At 66.7% G+C, this 14,340-nt stretch carries 15 protein-coding genes; 8 read left to right on the top strand and 7 right to left on the bottom strand.

Going from position 1 to position 14,340, the window contains the following annotated elements:
* Positions 1-85 precede the first annotated feature (85 nt).
* Both ACFPPB_RS07420 and murJ read right to left on the bottom strand, forming a co-directional pair.
* Positions 86-1,039 carry a bifunctional riboflavin kinase/FAD synthetase gene (locus tag ACFPPB_RS07420; RefSeq protein WP_377325890.1) on the bottom strand — a complete coding sequence of 318 codons (954 nt, stop codon included), beginning with the start codon at positions 1,037-1,039 and terminating at the stop codon, positions 86-88.
* Between the two features lie 49 nt (positions 1,040-1,088).
* Complete coding sequence (gene murJ, locus ACFPPB_RS07415; protein WP_377325888.1) at positions 1,089-2,696, bottom strand: murein biosynthesis integral membrane protein MurJ; 1,608 nt, start codon at positions 2,694-2,696, stop codon at positions 1,089-1,091.
* Between the two features lie 252 nt (positions 2,697-2,948).
* Between murJ and rpsT the strand changes: the two genes are divergently transcribed.
* On the top strand, positions 2,949-3,212 hold the full coding sequence (rpsT, locus tag ACFPPB_RS07410) for a 30S ribosomal protein S20 (protein ID WP_072760571.1): 264 nt from the start codon (positions 2,949-2,951) through the stop codon (positions 3,210-3,212).
* A gap of 68 nt (positions 3,213-3,280) precedes the next feature.
* Here the strand turns inward: rpsT and ACFPPB_RS07405 are convergent, their stop codons facing one another.
* From ACFPPB_RS07405 to ACFPPB_RS07395, 3 genes are read right to left on the bottom strand one after another with little or no spacing between them, the layout of a single operon-like run.
* The gene (locus ACFPPB_RS07405) at positions 3,281-3,580 is read right to left on the bottom strand and encodes a DUF6587 family protein (protein ID WP_377325886.1); all 300 of its coding nucleotides are present in this window, start codon (positions 3,578-3,580) and stop codon (positions 3,281-3,283) included.
* Complete coding sequence (gene feoB / locus ACFPPB_RS07400; RefSeq protein WP_377325884.1) at positions 3,577-5,415, bottom strand: ferrous iron transporter B; 1,839 nt, start codon at positions 5,413-5,415, stop codon at positions 3,577-3,579. The genes ACFPPB_RS07405 and feoB overlap by 4 nt, the downstream gene beginning before the upstream one ends.
* Positions 5,412-5,657 carry a FeoA family protein gene (locus ACFPPB_RS07395; protein ID WP_072760566.1) on the bottom strand — a complete coding sequence of 82 codons (246 nt, stop codon included), beginning with the start codon at positions 5,655-5,657 and terminating at the stop codon, positions 5,412-5,414. The genes feoB and ACFPPB_RS07395 overlap by 4 nt, the downstream gene beginning before the upstream one ends.
* 115 nt (positions 5,658-5,772) lie before the next feature.
* On the opposite strand from ACFPPB_RS07395, the gene ACFPPB_RS07390 reads away from it, so the two are divergent.
* The 6 genes from ACFPPB_RS07390 (at position 5,773) to ACFPPB_RS07365 (ending at position 12,163) form a co-directional block, all read left to right on the top strand.
* The gene (locus ACFPPB_RS07390) at positions 5,773-6,567 is read left to right on the top strand and encodes an enoyl-CoA hydratase/isomerase family protein (protein ID WP_377325882.1); all 795 of its coding nucleotides are present in this window, start codon (positions 5,773-5,775) and stop codon (positions 6,565-6,567) included.
* Positions 6,568-6,687: 120 nt separating this feature from the next.
* On the top strand, positions 6,688-8,676 hold the full coding sequence (locus ACFPPB_RS07385) for an ATP-binding protein (RefSeq protein WP_377325880.1): 1,989 nt from the start codon (positions 6,688-6,690) through the stop codon (positions 8,674-8,676).
* A 106-nt stretch (positions 8,677-8,782) separates the two neighbouring features.
* Positions 8,783-9,685 (top strand): hydroxymethylglutaryl-CoA lyase, encoded by a 903-nt coding sequence (locus tag ACFPPB_RS07380; protein WP_377325878.1) that lies wholly within the window; start codon positions 8,783-8,785, stop codon positions 9,683-9,685.
* 63 nt (positions 9,686-9,748) lie between these two features.
* The gene (locus ACFPPB_RS07375) at positions 9,749-11,068 is read left to right on the top strand and encodes a metal-dependent hydrolase family protein (protein ID WP_377325876.1); all 1,320 of its coding nucleotides are present in this window, start codon (positions 9,749-9,751) and stop codon (positions 11,066-11,068) included.
* Entirely contained in the window at positions 11,065-11,553 is a 489-nt protein-coding gene (locus tag ACFPPB_RS07370) for a GNAT family N-acetyltransferase (protein ID WP_377325874.1), read from the top strand. The genes ACFPPB_RS07375 and ACFPPB_RS07370 overlap by 4 nt, the downstream gene beginning before the upstream one ends.
* Before the next feature lie 22 nt (positions 11,554-11,575).
* Positions 11,576-12,163 carry a GNAT family N-acetyltransferase gene (locus ACFPPB_RS07365; protein WP_377325872.1) on the top strand — a complete coding sequence of 196 codons (588 nt, stop codon included), beginning with the start codon at positions 11,576-11,578 and terminating at the stop codon, positions 12,161-12,163.
* A 71-nt stretch (positions 12,164-12,234) separates the two neighbouring features.
* On the opposite strand, the gene ACFPPB_RS07360 is transcribed toward ACFPPB_RS07365, so the two are convergent.
* Both ACFPPB_RS07360 and ACFPPB_RS07355 read right to left on the bottom strand, forming a co-directional pair.
* On the bottom strand, positions 12,235-12,630 hold the full coding sequence (locus ACFPPB_RS07360) for an RcnB family protein (protein WP_377325870.1): 396 nt from the start codon (positions 12,628-12,630) through the stop codon (positions 12,235-12,237).
* A gap of 178 nt (positions 12,631-12,808) precedes the next feature.
* Positions 12,809-13,291, bottom strand: coding sequence for an RcnB family protein (locus ACFPPB_RS07355; protein ID WP_377325868.1), 483 nt, complete (start codon positions 13,289-13,291; stop codon positions 12,809-12,811).
* A gap of 208 nt (positions 13,292-13,499) precedes the next feature.
* Between ACFPPB_RS07355 and ACFPPB_RS07350 the strand changes: the two genes are divergently transcribed.
* Positions 13,500-14,267 (top strand): SDR family NAD(P)-dependent oxidoreductase, encoded by a 768-nt coding sequence (locus tag ACFPPB_RS07350; protein WP_377325866.1) that lies wholly within the window; start codon positions 13,500-13,502, stop codon positions 14,265-14,267.
* The last annotated feature ends 73 nt before the right edge of the window (positions 14,268-14,340 follow it).

Raw genomic sequence — 14,340 nt, 5'->3', positions numbered from 1 at the left:
ATGCCATCACTAAAATGTTGCCGTCCGCCAGCAGGCGAACAAAGGGGTCAAAGTTAAACGATACGCACGCGCACCGGAAGCGGGTTCACGCCTCGACCAGCAGCGGATTCATGCCCAGCAGCTCGCGCGCCTTGCGGGAATCCAGCGCCATCTGCGCCTTGAGCGCCTCCAGACCGTCGAACTTCTGTTCGTCGCGCAGCTTGGCCACGAACTCCACCGCCATGCGCTGGCCGTACAGGTCGCCATCGAAATCGAACAAGTGCACTTCCAGCAGCGGCTGGACGACCTGGTTCACGGTCGGGCGCACGCCGAGGCTGGCCACGCCCGGCCAGCTGCATTCGCACTCGCCCAGCCCCACCTTCACCGCGAAAATGCCGTGCACCGGGCTGATCCGCTGCTGCAGGTGGATATTGGCGGTGGGATAGCCCAGCGTACGGCCAAGCTGATTGCCGTATTCGACCTTGCCTTCGATCACGAAGGGCCGGCCCAGCAGCGGTTCGGCGCCGGCAAATTCACCAGCGGCCAACAGCGCGCGAACACGGCTGGCCGAGACGCGCGCGCCATCGAGCTGCACCGGCGGCATCGTGCAGGCGCCGAAGCCCAGTTGCGCACCCATCCGCTCCAGCAACGCGACGTCGCCGCCCCGCTTGTGCCCGAAACGGAAATCGCCGCCCACCCACACTTCGCGCGCCGCCAGCCGTCCGACCAGCACGCGCCGCACGAAATCCTCGGCCGACATCGCCGTCAACGCCTGGTTGAAGCGCAGCAGCAAGGTGTGTTCCATGCCCGCGGCGGCAAAACCCCGCAGCTTCTCGCGCACGCTGGACAGGCGCGGCACCGGCCCGGCGGAAAAGAACGCGCGCGGCAGCGGCTCGAAGCTCACCACGACCGGGCTGCAACCGAGTGCCTGCGCACGCTCGCGCACCTGCGCCAGCAGCGCCTGGTGCCCGCGATGCAGGCCATCGAACGCACCGACCGCCATCACGCTGCCGCGCGGCGCCAGGCAAGGGCCCGCAACATCCCTGGAAAGTCTCATCATCGCGTGAGTATAGCGGCCACGCGTGCCCCGTTGAGGCTACCCGCCCGCCTCATGTGCTACGCAGGTCGCGCATCCGGAAGCCGCCCACAAACAGCATGCCGACGTAGGTCGCGCCGCCGGCGGCCACCAGTACGGACAAGTGCCAGACCCGGGCGAACACCGGCACCCCCATCCAGTCCGGCCACAGCCAGCGGCCGAACAGCAGCACGACCACCATCGCCGCGCAGGCCAGCGCCAGCCGCAGCCAGTGCCGGGTCCAGCCGGGTTCGCGCTGGTACACACCCGCCCGCTTCAGCCAGCGCCAGAGCAGCACGAAATTGAGATAGCTCGACAGCGTGCTCGCGATGGCCAGCCCCACATGCAGGCCCGGCACCTGGGCGATGCCATCGAGCAAGCTGCCCTGCTTCAGTGCCGGCGACGCCCACAGCTCGAACAGCAGCACGATGAAGACACCGTTGAACAGCATGTTCGCCACCAGCGCCGCCACACCTGCCCGCACCGGCGTGCGGGTGTCCTGGCGCGCATAGAACGCCGGCAGCACCACCTTGACCAGCGCATAGGCCGGCAGCCCGCAACTGAGCGCGATGATCGACAGCGTCGACATGTGCGCATCGAACGCCGTGTAGTGGCCGTTCTGGAACAAGGTGTCCACCAGCGGCCCGGCCAGCAGCAGCAGCGCAAACATCGCCGGCACCGCGATCAGCAAGGTCAGCCGCAGGCCCCAGTCGAGCGCCTTGGAGAACCCGGCCCGATCCGTGCTGACATGGTGCCGTGACAGCGCCGGCAGGATCACCGTGCCCAGCGCCACCCCGAACACACCCAGCGGCAGTTCGAGAAAGCGGGTCGACTGCCACAACCAGGTCTGCGAGCCCGTCACCAGCAGCGAGATCACCACCGTGTCCAGCAACAGGTTGAGCTGCGCCACCGAGGAACCGAACAGGGTCGGCACCATCAGCCGCATGATCCGGCGCACCTGCGGATGACGCCAGCCCCAGCGCGGAATGCCGAGCAGATCCAGCTTGCGCAGCGCCGGCAACAGGAACAGCAGCTGCAGCGCGCCGGCCAGCAGCACCGCCCAGCCCATCGCCATGATCGGCGTGTCCAGCCGCGGCGCCAGCCACAGTGCCCCGGCAATCATGCATATGTTGAGGATCACCGGCGCCAGCGCCGGCAGCGCAAAACGGTGAAAACTGTTCAACGCACCGCCCGCCAGCGCGGTCAGCGAAACGAACAGGATGAACGGAAAAGTCAGCCGCACCAGATGAGTGGTGAGGTCGAACTTGTGCGGCTGATCCAGCGCGCCCGGCGCAAACGTCCCCGCCACCTGCGGTGCAAAGATCAGGCCCAGTGCGGTGACCACCAGCAGCACGCCGCCCAGCGTCCCCGAGACGCGGGACAGCAGCTGCTTCAGGTCTTCATGTGTGCCGGTTTGCTTCACCTCGGTGAACACCGGCACGAACGCGGTCGAAAACGAGCCTTCGGCGAACAGCCGGCGCATGAAGTTGGGGATGCGGAACGCGATGACGAACGCATCCGTGGCGGCATTGGCCCCGAATACGTGACTCATTGAAATGTCCCGCAACAGCCCGAGCACGCGAGAAATCATCGTCATGCTGCTGAACGAGAGCAGCCCACGGAACATGCTGGGGGACTTCATGCGATGCCGTTACCTTCGAGATCCGGGAGAGTTGCATACCCGCTTCGGGCCGGGCGGGGCGCGTAGTTTGACAGCCGCTGCCGGCAGGATGACAGCCCGGATATGGCAGAATGCGGGCGTGATGATCGTCCCGACCGCCGCCACACTGGCCACAGACTGCCCGCCGGTCGCCTAAACGATTGACGCAACGGCGAATCGACCGCATAATTGGCGTCTTTTTCCAACCCCAACACTGCATTCCGGAGTTCTACCTTGGCCAACATCAAGTCCGCGAAGAAGCGCGCGCGCCAGTCCGAACAGCGCCGCCTGCGCAACATCAGCGCCCGCTCCATGGTCCGCACCGCCCTGAAGAAGGTCGTCAAGGCCATCGAGGCCAAGGACAAGGCCGGCGCCATCGCCGCGTTCACCGTCGCCCAGCCGGTGATGGATCGCTACGCCGCCCGCGGCCTGATCCACAAGAACAAGGCTGCCCGCCACAAGAGCCGCCTCAACGCGAAGATCCGCGAACTGGCGTAAGCCGGGGCGCGATTCGAGTTGCACGAAAAAGCCGGCGCAAGCCGGCTTTTTTTGTCCGTATTCGTGCTTCACCGCCGCGGGCGGAACTCCAGCGGCGTCGGCCCCGTCCTTGCCGCCGCCGGCGGCTTCGGACCGCAGGCGCCGCAGGTGCTGCAGCCATCGCTGCAATCGCCGGTCGCCTGCTTCGGCTGCAGGCGTCGCCCCAAAGCACGCAGCCATGCGGCACGGCCGGAGCGGCTGAAATGGATCGACGACGACGCCAGCCAGCGGTTGGTGAGCTTGGGTGCCAGCTTGCGGAACACGATCAGCGCACTGGCCAGCACGATCAGGCCGACCACCACGTATTGCACCAGCAGGCCCGCGCTCATGTCAGCATCCTCGTCACCTGGTAGACGATGAACGACGCGGCGTAAGCCAAGCCGAACATGTAGCCGAACGAGATCGCCACGTTGCGCCAGGAGTCGGTCTCGCGACGAATCACCGCCAGCGTGGACATGCACTGCGGTGCGTACGCAAACCACACCAGCAGCGACAGCGCGCTGGCCAGCGAAATCTGCCCTGCCAGCGCATGACCCAGGCCGCCGGTCGCCTCGCCGCCAACCAGATAGACCGTGGCCAGCGCCGCCACCGCCGTCTCGCGCGCGGCGAACGCCGGGATCAGCGCCAGGCTGATCTGCCAGTTGAAGCCGATCGGCGCGAAGACGTACTGCAGCCCGCGCCCGATGTAGCCGGCGAAGCTGTAGTTGATGGCCGGCCCGGTGGCGCCCGCCGGCGGCGACGGAAAGGTGGAGATGAACCACATCAGCACGGTCAGCCCCAGGATCACGCCGGTCAGGCGCTTGAGGAAAATCGCGCCGCGCTCGTACAGGCTGATAGCCACGTCGCGCACTTTCGGCATCCGGTACGACGGCAGCTCCATCAGCAGCGCATGCTCGCTCTTGTCGCGGCGCAGATGCTTCATCACCCAGCCCACCGCCATCGCGCCGAGGATGCCCGCCAGATACAGCGCGAACAGCACGATGCCTTGCAGGTTGAACACGCCGAACACGTAACGCATCGGAATGAAGGCGCCGATCAGCAGCGCATACACCGGCAGCCGCGCCGAGCACGTCATCAGCGGTGCGATCAGGATGGTGGCCAGGCGGTCGCGCGGATCCTGGATGCTGCGCGTGCCCATGATGCCGGGGATCGCGCAGGCAAAACTGGAGAGCAGCGGGATGAACGAGCGTCCGGTCAGCCCTACCGACAGCATCAGGCGATCGAGCAGGAACGCCGCGCGCGGCAGGTAGCCGGACTCCTCCAGCGTGAGGATGAACAGGAACAGCACCAGGATGACCGGCAGGAAGCCGAGCACCGTGCCGATGCCGCCGAACAGGCCATTGACCACCAGGCTCTGCAACGGCCCGGCCGGCATCAGCGCGGCGACATGCTCGCCCATCCAGCCGAAGCCGCTGCCGATCAGGTCGCTCATCGGCTTGCCCGCGGCATACACCGCCTGGAACACCAGGAACATCACCACGGCGAGTATCGCCAGCCCGAACACCGGGTGCAGCGCCCAGCGATCGAGCGCATCGTCGAGCGCCGCGGTGGCTCGCGGCATCGTTACCGTCGCGGTCAGGATATCGCGCACCTGCGCATGCAGGTCGGCGCGGCTTGCAGCGTCGTCGGGCTCGACCGGCGCAGCCGTCGGCATTTCGCCGTCGACCCGTTCGATCAGCGCCCGCACGCCGCCACGCTTCACCGCGATGGTTTCCACCACCGGCACGCCGAGGCGGCGCTGCAGTTCCGGCACGTCGATGAGGATGCCGCGGCGGCGCGCCGTATCCATCATGTTCAATGCCAGCACGATCGGCCGGCCAAGGCGTTTCACTTCCAGCACGAAACGCAGGTGCAGGCGCAGGTTGGTGGCATCGGCGACGCAAATGATCAGATCCGGCGGCACCTCGCCCGGGTAGTTGCCGGCGCAGACATCGCGGGTGATCTGCTCGTCCGGGCTGTTCGCCTCGAAGCTGTACGTGCCCGGCAAGTCGAGAATGTGCAGCACACGGCCGGACGGGGCGGTGAACCGGCCTTCCTTGCGCTCGACGGTGACGCCAGCGTAGTTGGCCACCTTCTGCCGGCCGCCGGTGAGCTGGTTGAACAGCGCGGTCTTGCCGCAGTTGGGGTTGCCGACCAGGGCGATGCGCAGGGTCGAGGCGCTCATGCCGCCACCTCGGCGCGCACACTGATCCGGGCCGCCTCGGCGCGGCGCAGCGCAAAGCGGGTATAGCCGATCTGGATCAGCACCGGATCGCCGCCCATCGGCCCGATCGCCACGACCCGCACCGGTTCGCCGTCCACGAAACCCAGGTCGCGCAGGCGTTGCGCAATCGGATCCGCCGCATGCGCATCGTGCACGCGGTCGACCACGGCGGAAGCACCTTTGGACAATTCGGACAGACGCACGGGCGACTCTCAAATAAGAATTGTTCGCATTGTAGACCTTTGTCCGCGCCAGTGCACCAGGCCACGTTACGGCGATGGGCAGCGTTTATCATGACGCTATTTGCAGGGACGATCGATGACCGACTCCATCCTCAGCGAACGCCGCGGCGCGGTGGCATGGCTCACCCTGAACCGCCCGCAGATCCACAACGCGTTCGACGACGAGCTGATCGCCACGCTCACCGATGCGCTGGCGCAGGCCGATGCCGATCCGGCCGTGCGCGCCGTGGTGCTGAGCGGCAATGGCAGCTGCTTCTCCGCCGGTGCCGATCTCAACTGGATGCGCGGCATGGCCGGCGCCAGCGAACAGGAAAATCGCGAAGATTCGCTACGGCTGGCGCGGCTGATGCGCAACCTGCAGTTCCTGTCCAAGCCCACCGTTGCGCGGGTCAACGGCGCCGCCTACGGTGGCGGCGTCGGCCTGGTCGCCTGCTGCGATATCGCGGTGGGCGTCGACACTGCCAAGTTCGCGCTGTCGGAAGTGAAGCTGGGCCTGGTACCGGCGGTGATCTCGCCGTACGTGGTCGCCGCGATCGGTTTGCGCGAGGCGCGACGGCTGTTCATCACCGGCGAAGTGTTCGACGCCGCCATCGCCGCCCGCATCGGATTGCTGCACGCCATCGTGTCGGGTACCGACCTGGACGAGGCGATCGAGCGCCAGCTGTACCTGCTGGCCAAGGCCGGCCCACTGGCCCAGCGCGAAGCGAAGCGGCTGGCCTTGCGCATCGGCGGTGCTGACCTGGCGCAAGCCGAACGCGTCGACACGGCCAACGCCGAACTGATCGCCCGCCTGCGCGTTTCGGCGGAAGGCCAGCATGGCCTGGGCGCCTTCCTCGACAAGCGAGCGCCCGCCTGGGTCGGCGATGCCTGATGATTCCGGCCGGGAGCGCGCGATGCTGCGCCGCGCATCGGCGGCTGCGCCCCGATCTGTTAGCTTTACTGGCTTTGCATCGACACGAACGGCTCGACACGAAGGGGCCAGGAATCCTGCATGTTCGAACGCGTACTGATAGCCAACCGCGGCGAGATTGCCTGCCGTGTGATACGCACCTGCCGCCGTCTCGGCATCCACACCATCGCGGTGTACTCGCAAGCCGATCGCGATGCGCAGCACGTGCGGCTGGCCGACGAGGCGTGGCCGATCGGCGGCCCGCGACCGGCCGACTCATACCTGCGCGGCGACGCCATTCTCGAGATGGCGAAGAAGTCGGGCGCACAGGCGATCCATCCAGGTTACGGCTTTTTGTCCGAGAACACCGGCTTCGCCCGCGCCTGCATGCAAGCCGGCATCGTCTTCATCGGCCCGCGCCCGGAAAGCATTGACGCGATGGGTTCCAAGGCCGCTGCCAAGGCGTTGATGGAACAGCACGCCGTGCCGCTGGTGCCGGGCTATCACGGCGAGAATCAGGACACCGCCTTCCTTGCCGAACAGGCAGCGAAGACCGGCTTCCCGTTGATGATCAAGGCCGCGGCCGGAGGCGGCGGCAAGGGCATGCGCATCGTGCGCAGTGCGGCGGAATTTGCCGATGCACTCGCCTCCGCACAACGCGAAGCGGCCAGCTCGTTTGGTGATACACGCGTGATCCTGGAGCGCTACGTCGAGCATCCGCGGCATATCGAATTCCAGGTGTTCGGCGATACCCATGGCAACGTGATTCATCTCAACGAGCGCGAATGCTCGGCGCAGCGCCGCTACCAGAAGGTGCTGGAGGAAACGCCGTCGCCGTTCCTCGATGAGGCGCGCCGCAAGGCGATGGGCGAGGCTGCCGTCGCCGCGGCGAAAGCAGTCGACTACGTCGGCGCCGGCACGGTGGAATTCATCGTGGCACAGAGCGGCGAGTTCTTCTTCATGGAGATGAACACGCGCCTGCAGGTCGAGCATCCGGTCACCGAGCTCACGTTAGGTCTCGATCTGGTCGAATGGCAATTGCGTGTCGCCGCCGGCCAGCCGCTGCCGCTGCGACAGGAGCAGGTCCACGCGCACGGTCACGCAATCGAGGTCCGGCTGTATGCGGAAGACCCGGACCAGAACTTCCTGCCCGGCTCCGGCAAGCTGCAGACGCTGCGCCTTCCCGCACCGTCGCCGCATGTACGCCTCGACGGCGGCGTGATCGAAGGCGACACGGTGACGATCTTCTACGACCCGATGATCGCCAAGCTGATCGTGTTCGATGCCACCCGCGAGCAGGCCTTGCAGCGGCTGCGCGAGGCGTTGGCCGCATGCGAAATCGTCGGCCCGAAATCGAACATCGGTTTTCTCGAGCGGCTCGCCCGCCACCCGGCCGTGATCGAGGGCCGCATCGACACCGGTTACCTCGATCGCCACCTGGAAGAATTCCTGGTAGGCGAGGTGGTGTCGACCGACCCGGTGCTGTTCGCCGCGGCTACCGCTGCCCTGCTCCACGATGAACTTAGCGTCGATGCGGTAGCCGCCGATCCTCATTCTCCCTGGGCACGTGCCGATGCCTGGCGCATCGGCCATGCGGGCAAACGCATCATCGCGTTGACCTTGCGTGAACAGCGTTACGACATCGAGGCGCATGGCCATGACGGCAGCTATCAGCTGCACCATGGCGAGGCCACGTGCGAGGTACGCGGTGCGCGTCTTCTCGACGACAACCTGAGCGCGCGCTTCGACGGGGAATCACGACGCGTTCCGCTGCACATCGATGCCGCCCATATACTGCTGCACGACGCCCACGGCCAGCGCTACAGCTTCGCCCGCGCCGCCGCGTTCGCGTGGGAGTCGACGGATGCGGCCGGCGGCAACCAGGTCATCGCGCCGATGCCCGGCCGCATCGTGCTGGTGAAAGCGAACGCCGGCGAGGTGGTCGAACACGGCCAGGAACTGCTGGTGATGGAAGCGATGAAAATGGAGCTGGCCTTGAAGGCGCCACGCGCCGGCACCATCGAGAGCGTGAGCGCCACGCAAGGCGAATTCGTCGAGGCGGACGCCGTGCTGGTGCGCTTCGCCGACTGAGGTCATGGCGATACCCGTAGGAGCGCGCTCGCGCGCGATGCTCTTCGCACGATCGACGACAAAGCATCGCGCACAAGCGCTCCTGCACAATTTTTCGGAGTCCTCCATGAACCCGTCCAATCACGTCCGCATCGTCGAAGTCGGCGCCCGCGACGGCCTGCAGAACGAGAAGACGCTGCTGCCGGCCGACGTGAAGATCGCGCTGATCGATCGCCTCTCTTCAACCGGCCTGCAAACTATCGAGGCAACCAGCTTCGTCAGCCCGAAGTGGGTGCCGCAGCTGGCCGACGCGGCCGAGGTTTTCCGCGGCATCCGCAAAGTACCCGGCGTGAGCTACCCGGTGCTGGTGCCGAACCTGCAGGGCTATCGGCGGGCGCGCGAGGTGGGTGCGACGGACATCGCCGTGTTCACCGCCGCGTCGGAAGCGTTCAACCGCAAGAACATCAACGCCTCGATCGACGAGTCGATCGAGCGATTCATTCCGGTGATCGAACAGGCCAGGGCCGACCGGGTGAAGGTGCGCGGCTACGTCTCCACCGTACTTGGTTGTCCCTACCAGGGCGAGGTGCCGGTCGCCGACGTGGTACGCGTGGCGCGCCGGATGTACGAGCTGGGCTGCCACGAAATTTCGCTGGGCGACACCATCGGGGTGGGCACGCCGGCCGAGGCGCGGGCGATGCTGCACGCGGTGGCGCAAGAGGTGCCGATGGCGGCGCTGGCGGTGCATTTCCACGACACCTACGGCCAGGCGCTGGCGAATATCCTGGCCTGCCTGGAAGAAGGCGTGCGCGTGGTGGACAGCGCGGTTTCCGGTACCGGCGGCTGCCCTTACGCGAAGGGGGCCACCGGCAACGTGGCCAGCGAAGACGTGGTCTACATGCTGCACGGCATGGGCATGAGCACCGGCGTCGACCTCGACCTGCTGGTGGCCGTCGGCGCATGGCTGGCCGCGCAACTGCACAAGGACACCGCCAGCCGGGTCACCCGCGCGCGCACCGCACCGGTCTGAGCGCCTCGCCGAAACCCGCCGCTGGTCGCTATCATCGGCCTTCGATCGATGCGGGGCGATGCGATGCGTGCGAACCTGATGGCGTGGTGGCGAAATGCGGCGGCGCTGCTGCTCGTACTGTGCGCCCTGCCTGCGCTGGCCGCGACGCCGAAAGGCGACTGGCTGCTGCTGCCCGAGCGCGTGTGGACCGGCGATGGCGATGCCGCGCATCGCGGCTGGGCGGTGCTGGTCCACGACGGCGTGATCGCTGCCGCGGGCCCGGTCGCATCGGTGCACGCACCCGCCGGCACGCAGCGTATCGAGCTGCCCGGCGCCACGCTCACGCCAGGGCTGATCGATCTGCACTCGCACCTGTTCCTGCATCCCTACAACGAGACCTCGTGGAACGACCAGGTGCTGACCGAACCGCAGGATTACCGCACGCTGGAGGCCGCCGCCCATGCCAAGGCCACGCTGATGGCCGGCTTCACCGCCCTGCGCGACCTAGGCACCGAGGGCGCCGGCTTTGCCGACGTGTCGATCCGGCGTGCGATCAACGAAGGACTGATCCCCGGACCACGGATGTTCGTCGCCACCCGCGCCATCGTCGCCACTGCCAGCTACGGACCGGGGCCACGCGGCTTCCGTCCGGACCTCGACCTGCCGCAGGGCGCGCAGCCGGTCAGCGGCGCGGATGCGGCCATCGCCGCCGTGCGCGAGCAGGCCGCTCGCGGCGCCGACTGGATCAAGCTGTATGCGGATTATCGGGTGGGCCCGGACGGTGAAACCGAGCCCACCCTCAACCCGGCGGAGCTGAAGGCCATCGTCGATACGGCGCACCAGATCGGCCGTCCGGTCGCGGCGCACGCGGCCAACGATGCGGGGGTGCGCATGGCGGTCGAGGCCAGCGTGGATACCATCGAACACGGTTACGGCGCCAGCGAGGCGACCTTCCGTCTGCTCAAGCAGAGGGGTGTGGCCTATGAACCCACGCTCACCGCGGTCGACGCCACCTCCGAGTATTTCCAGCACTACGTGCCGGGCAAGTCCGCGCCGACACCCGCCATGAAGGAGGCCGAGCGCGCATTCCGCACCGCGCTGAAAGTCGGCGTCACCATCGGCAACGGCAGCGACGTGGGCGTGTTCGCGCACGGCACCAACTGGCGCGAGCCCGCAGCGATGGTGCGCGACGGCATGACCCCGGCGCAGGCGCTGCACGCGGCCACCGACGTGGCGGCGAAGATCCTGCGCCAGTCGCAACACTTCGGCCGCATCGCACCGGGCCTGGACGCCGACCTCGCCGCGTTCAGCGGCGATCCCAGCACACAGATCGACGATCTCGCCCACCCGGTCTTCGTGATGAAGGACGGCATCTCCTACCGCAGCCCCGCAGCCACGCCATGAACGAGACGTTCCATATCCGCCCGATCGAGCCGCGCGACAACATCGCGATGGCCGCGGTCATCCGCAGCGTGATGCCCGAGTTCGGCGCCGACGGCCCCGGCTTCGCGATCCACGATGCCGAGGTCGACACCATGTATGAAGCCTATGCGCAACCACGGTCCAGCTACTTCGTGGTCGAGCGCGACGGCGAGGTGATCGGCGGTGGCGGCGTCGCGCCGCTGGAAAATGCCGAGCCGGACGTATGCGAATTGCGCAAGATGTATTTCCTGCCTCAGGCCCGCGGCATCGGCGCCGGCAGCGCCATGATGCAGCGCTGCCTCGATGCGGCACGCGCGCACGGCTTCAGGCGCTGCTATCTGGAAACACTGACCGGCATGGATGCGGCCCAGGCGCTGTACAAGCGCAGCGGTTTTACCGCGTTGTGCGCACCGATGGGCGGCACCGGACATTTCAGTTGCGACCGTTTCTTCATCCGCAAGCTGTGAGCAAGCTGAAGGCCGACTTTCGATGATACGCATCGCCCGCGACGAAGACGCCGCCGCCATCCACGCGATCTACGCTCCCTCGATCACCGACGGGGTGGCCACGTTCGAGACCGAGCTGCCCGGCGTACCGGCGATGCGCGAGCGCATCCGCGCCCGTCTGCGGCATTACCCGTGGCTGGTCTGGGAAGAAGGCGGCGAAGTATTGGCCTATGCCTATGCCGGGCGTTTTCGCGAACGCGCCGCCTACGACTGGATTGCGGAAACCTCGATCTACGTTCGCGGCGATGCACATCGCCGCGGCATCGCGCGCCGACTCTACGGCACGCTGCTGGATGCGATGCGGTTGCAAGGCATCAATCAGGCTGTCGGCGTGATCACCTTGCCCGGGACGGTCAGCGTGGCCATGCACGAAGCCATGGGTTTCGGCGCCGCCGGCGTGTGGCGCCAATGCGGCTACAAGCTGGGCCAATGGTGGGACGTGGGCGTGTGGCAGAAGGAGTTGCAACCCGCGGCCTCTCCACCGCCCCCGGTGATACCTTTCCCGGACATGGCGGGGACAGCTGCGCTACGGCGCTTGCTGGGCAGCGCGGTCGCTGCGCGGGATCCATGAAAAACGTCGGGCCCGCCCGAAGCGGGCCTGACTTTTTTATTCGGCTTGCGGCAGAACGGCAGCTTTTCGTATCAGTGATTGGCCAGGATGCTCACGATCACGCCGGTGGTGATCGCGACCAGCAGGAAGTCGCCGTTGTCGCTGCGCACATAGCGATAGCCGCGCGGCGGCTGGCGCAGGTGCTGGCTGTGCCAGTCGGTCACCACATAGGAACCTTCACGATACTCGGACGGCACATAGCCGCCCCTCTTGTACCAGCCTTCGTGACGGCCGCGGTCGTACATGCCGCTATAGTTCCGATCATGGCCCCGGTTACCGCGATCATGGCCGTGCTTGCCCTGATCCTGGCCGCGATCCTGATGCTGCTGATCGCGATGATCCTGATCCTGCGGCTGCGCCACTGCGGCGGCAGCGGAAAACATCAACAATGCGCCACAGACCACCCACATACTTCGCTGCTTGTTCATGACTCTTCACCTCTTGGAATGACGAGAACCGGGGAGCGGTTCCTGCCGCGATGCATTCGGACAACTCCGAGGGGCTGGCGATCTCGAAAGATCGCCAGCCCTGTCGGCACTATCAGCGACGGGAACCCCTGGCCGCGTGAATGTTTCCGTGAAGTGGTTTCACATGCGGGTTTCGGTGTCAGTGCGAAAGCAGGATGTCCGCAATGACGCCGCTGGCGATCGCCACCAGCAGGAACTGGCCGTCGTCGCCACGCACATAGCGATAGCCATACGGCGGCTGACGCAGGTGATAGGTCTGCCAGTCCTCGACCACATAGCGGCGATCACGATATTCGACCGGAATATAGCCGCCACGCTTGTACCAGCCCTCGTGCCGGCCGCGGTCGTGCCTCACGTAGTAGCCGCGGTCGTCGTCACGGTCGTAGCGGACCTCGCGATCCCGGCCATGGCCGCGGTCATGGTCGCCGCGGTCGTCCCAGCCGCGGTCACGTCCACGGTCGCCGTGGTCGTGCTTGTCGCGCTTGTCCTGGTTGCCGTGATTGCCATGCCAGTCCTGGTCGTCCTGCTGGCCGCGATCGTCATGCTGCGGCGACGGGCTGGCCGCCACCGCAGTCGCGGCGCACAGCAGGCCGCCGGCCAGAAGAATCAGGTACTTTTTCATGACGTGTCTCCTTGGAAGATGGGGGAACGCTGGCCGTGCTGTACATCATCATGGCTCCCGTTGCTGAAGCCTAGCAAGCCTTCCTGAACGGCGGCGGTCGAACGATCCGCCAGGCTGAACGCTACCCGGCGGCAGTGGACCCGCAGCCCGAATCGCCGCCGGTCGGCAGCTCCGCTACTATGTGCGTTTTTCGGCACCGGATACTTTCATGCAGTTGAATCAGGTCAAGGCCATCATCACCGGCGGCGCCTCCGGCCTCGGTCACGCGGTGGCGCAACATCTTGTCGCGCATGGCGGCAAGGTCGCGCTGTTCGATGTCAACGACGAGAAAGGCCACGCCGCTGCGAAGGAATTGGGCGATGCGGCGCGCTTCTTCCGCACCGATGTCACTTCCGAGGATGGCGTTGGCGCCAACGTGGCCGCCGCGCGTGACGCGATGGGCGGCGTCAATGTGCTGATCAACTGTGCCGGCATCCTCGGTGCCGGCCGCGTGCTGGGCAAGGAAGGCCCGATGCCGCTGGCCAACTTCGCCGGCACGGTGATGGTGAACCTGGTCGGCAGCTTCAACGTCGCCAAGGCCGCCGCCGCATCCATGCAGGACAACGAGGCGGGCGAGGACGGCGAGCGCGGCGTGATCATCAACACCGCCAGCGTCGCCGCCTACGAAGGCCAGATCGGCCAGGCCGCGTATTCCGCCTCCAAGGGAGGCGTGGTCGGCATGACCTTGCCGATGGCGCGCGAACTGGCCCGCTTCGGCATCCGCGTGGCGACGATCGCGCCGGGCATCTTCTGGACCCCGATGGTCGACGGCATGTCGGAAGCCGTGCAGCAGTCGCTGTCCGCCTCGATCCCGTTCCCGGCGCGCCTGGGCCAGCCGGACGAATACGCCAGCACCGTCGCCTTCATCCTCGGCAACCGCTACATCAACGGCGAGACCATCCGCCTCGACGGCGCGGTGCGGCTTCAACCCAAGTAGCGAGGAGTGAGTGGAGAGGAGTGAGAAGCGAGAGAAATGCTTCGCGCTCCCTGACACCGCTGCCGCCTTCTCT

This window comes from Rhodanobacter terrae, from assembly GCF_042657005.1.
Lineage (GTDB): Bacteria > Pseudomonadota > Gammaproteobacteria > Xanthomonadales > Rhodanobacteraceae > Rhodanobacter > Rhodanobacter terrae.
The sequence above is the reverse complement of the archived record's forward strand: the minus strand, read 5'-3'. Positions and strand labels throughout refer to the sequence as shown.

Excerpts from the sequence above, each read along its gene's own strand:
- ACFPPB_RS07420 (WP_377325890.1), bottom strand. The coding sequence starts at position 1,039 with ATGATGAGACTTTCCAGGGATGTTGCGGGCCCTTGCCTGGCGCCGCGC.
- murJ (WP_377325888.1), bottom strand. The coding sequence starts at position 2,696 with ATGAAGTCCCCCAGCATGTTCCGTGGGCTGCTCTCGTTCAGCAGCATG.
- ACFPPB_RS07405 (WP_377325886.1), bottom strand. The coding sequence starts at position 3,580 with ATGAGCGCGGGCCTGCTGGTGCAATACGTGGTGGTCGGCCTGATCGTG.
- feoB (WP_377325884.1), bottom strand. The coding sequence starts at position 5,415 with ATGAGCGCCTCGACCCTGCGCATCGCCCTGGTCGGCAACCCCAACTGC.
- ACFPPB_RS07390 (WP_377325882.1), top strand. The coding sequence starts at position 5,773 with ATGACCGACTCCATCCTCAGCGAACGCCGCGGCGCGGTGGCATGGCTC.
- ACFPPB_RS07385 (WP_377325880.1), top strand. The coding sequence starts at position 6,688 with ATGTTCGAACGCGTACTGATAGCCAACCGCGGCGAGATTGCCTGCCGT.
- ACFPPB_RS07380 (WP_377325878.1), top strand. The coding sequence starts at position 8,783 with ATGAACCCGTCCAATCACGTCCGCATCGTCGAAGTCGGCGCCCGCGAC.
- ACFPPB_RS07375 (WP_377325876.1), top strand. The coding sequence starts at position 9,749 with ATGCGTGCGAACCTGATGGCGTGGTGGCGAAATGCGGCGGCGCTGCTG.
- ACFPPB_RS07370 (WP_377325874.1), top strand. The coding sequence starts at position 11,065 with ATGAACGAGACGTTCCATATCCGCCCGATCGAGCCGCGCGACAACATC.
- ACFPPB_RS07365 (WP_377325872.1), top strand. The coding sequence starts at position 11,576 with ATGATACGCATCGCCCGCGACGAAGACGCCGCCGCCATCCACGCGATC.
- ACFPPB_RS07360 (WP_377325870.1), bottom strand. The coding sequence starts at position 12,630 with ATGAACAAGCAGCGAAGTATGTGGGTGGTCTGTGGCGCATTGTTGATG.
- ACFPPB_RS07355 (WP_377325868.1), bottom strand. The coding sequence starts at position 13,291 with ATGAAAAAGTACCTGATTCTTCTGGCCGGCGGCCTGCTGTGCGCCGCG.
- ACFPPB_RS07350 (WP_377325866.1), top strand. The coding sequence starts at position 13,500 with ATGCAGTTGAATCAGGTCAAGGCCATCATCACCGGCGGCGCCTCCGGC.